The sequence below is a fragment of the Variovorax sp. 01T439_2 genome (genome assembly GCF_056398445.1).
Genome location: NZ_JBFTPJ010000970.1, coordinates 1 through 2,166 on the forward strand (window position 1 = coordinate 1; position 2,166 = coordinate 2,166).

Genomic DNA, 2,166 nt, shown 5'->3' on the forward strand with positions numbered 1-2,166 from the left:
CAGTCGGCGTTCTCGCTGGGCCGGCTCGCGGCGGGCGACCCCGCCGCGCTCGATCAGTTGCGGGCGGCGCCCCTGCAAGCGCAGCAAGCCGACGAGCGCCCGCTGGACGCGCTGCTCGCCGATGGGTGCCAGCATCTCACCGGCTACCAGAACGCCGCATGGGCGCAGCGCTTCGAAAAGCGCGTGCGCACGCTGCAGGCGGCTGAATCCGCGCTGCCGGGCGGCGATGCGCGGCTGCCCTTCACGCGCAACGCGGCGCGCAGCCTCCTGAAGCTCATGAGCTACAAGGACGAGTACGAGGTCGCACGCCTCTACACCGACGACGCATTCCTGCGGAAGCTCAAGGACCAGTTCGAAGGCGACCTCCAGCTCGAGTTCCACATGGCCCCGCCGCTGCTTTCGCGCGCCGGGCACGGTCAGCGGCCCGTCAAGATCCGCCTGGGCGCGTGGATGCTGCCGGCGATGAAGTGGCTGGCCCACGGCAAGCGGCTGCGCGGCACGAAGTTCGACCTGTTCGGCTACACGCAGGAGCGCCGGACGGAGCGCGCGATGATCGTCCAGTTTGACCATCTGCTCGATGAACTGGTCGCCGAGCTTTCACCGGCGAACCAGCAGCTCGCCGCGCAGATCGCGGCGCTGCCGCTCTCGGTCCGCGGCTTCGGCCATGTGAAGATGGCCAACCTTGCGCTTGCCACCGAACGCGAGGCGGAGCTGCTGCACCGCTTCGCGCCGCAGCGCTATCCCCGGCCGGAGAAGAAGGCGCAGGCGGGCCATTTCAAGGGGATCGCCGTCGTGTCTCAATGATTGCGGGTCGAACGCAGCAGGGCGCACCATGGTTGGCTCGGTCATGCTAGATACTGAGCGCGGCTTGTCGGCAGCGGCGAGGCTCTGCCGGCACGCGGCTGTGCCAACGTTCGGCGCATCTCGATGCGGATGGTAAAAGGCGGCACGCGCGAGCGCAGGCTCAACGTTCGACCGGGCGGTGGGCCGCTGCAAATCGCTGTGCCAAGTCGCCCAGGCGTCTGTCCAAGGTCCACAACTCGGCCCCTGGAGTCATGAGCGTGGATGCCAGCAGAGTCAGGTTGACGAGCCCGTACCCCCATCCAAAGAGGCGTTCCTTCTCGATCAGGACGAGCACCTCTCGCCAGTTCGCCTGCTGCATCTGCGGCAGGTGCTGGAAATAGACGGGCATCTTGGGCGCACGCCGCCCGAGGGCTGCAAGTCGCTTGGCCGCTTGCACCCTCACGAAGGTCTTGATCGCTTCCCTAAAGAGGTCCGATTTGTCCATGCCGGGGTCCGCAACTGCAAGCGCTTCCTCGTAGAGAGCGTCTTCCCATGGTGACAGTAGTTCTCATGAATTTCCGTCATCAAAATCGATGCTTCCGACGGCGCATGCTGTGGCTCGCGCTTGGGCAATGCCGATCGATGCGGCACTCGACAGGGAGGTTGAAGACCATTCGCTGCCGGGTTCAAGGGCGATGCGGGTCGTGGCATCGGCTGCCGAACGTTCCCCTGCGCTTTGCTAGAGCGTCTCGTTCTCTCTAAGTACACCTGCGCTGCGCAGCGCGGAGTCCAGCCACTTGGCGGCTGTGTTGCCCTTCTTGATTGCCTCGATCCGCACGGCCTCGTCCTCGACCTTCCTGCCTGCGGCCTCGAGAAGCRCTTCCACTCTTTCGCGTTCGATGACGACCACGCCGTCGGCATCGCCAACCACGAGGTCGCCGGAGCGAACGGTCACGCCGCCGACAGACACGGAGTGCCCGATCCGGCCTGAAGCCAGCTTGGTCGGGCCGTTGGGATTGGTCCCGACCGAAAAGACGGGAAAGTCCATCTCGTCGATCTCCAGGCTGTCGCGCACCGCGCCGTCGACCACCACGCCGGCGATGCCGACCTGCCGGCAGGCGTTCATCATGATGGTGCCCATGAGGGCAGCGGTCTGGTCGCCCTTGCCGTCGATCACCAGCACGTCGCCCGGCCTGGCCAGCGCAATGGCGGCGTGGATCATCAGGTTGTCGCCCGGCCGCACTTCGACCGTGAGCGCGCTGCCGGCCAGCTTCATGCGGTGGCGCAGGGCCGCGATGCGGCCGTGCAGGGCGCCGCGGCGGCCTGCGACGTCGGCCAGGATGGCGGGCTGGAACGCCGAGGCCTGCGCGACCAGGTCGGGGG

The 2,166-nt window shown here is 67.0% G+C and carries 2 protein-coding genes and 1 pseudogene; 1 reads left to right on the top strand and 2 read right to left on the bottom strand.

Features of this window, described 5'->3' with window-relative positions:
* Window positions 1–804: DUF6537 domain-containing protein (locus AC1DOC_RS30550; RefSeq protein ID WP_478131215.1), on the top strand; the 804-nt coding region annotated here is incomplete at its 5' end.
* A gap of 385 nt (window positions 805–1,189) precedes the next feature.
* Here AC1DOC_RS30550 and AC1DOC_RS30555 read toward each other — a convergent pair.
* Together AC1DOC_RS30555 and AC1DOC_RS30560 are read right to left on the bottom strand one after the other, a co-directional pair.
* Window positions 1,190–1,355 (bottom strand): annotated as a pseudogene (locus tag AC1DOC_RS30555) (type II toxin-antitoxin system VapB family antitoxin); the annotation flags it as partial.
* A 167-nt stretch (window positions 1,356–1,522) separates the two neighbouring features.
* Window positions 1,523–2,158 carry an RraA family protein gene (locus AC1DOC_RS30560; RefSeq protein ID WP_478131216.1) on the bottom strand — a complete coding sequence of 212 codons (636 nt, stop codon included), beginning with the start codon at window positions 2,156–2,158 and terminating at the stop codon, window positions 1,523–1,525.
* Window positions 2,159–2,166: the final 8 nt, after the last annotated feature.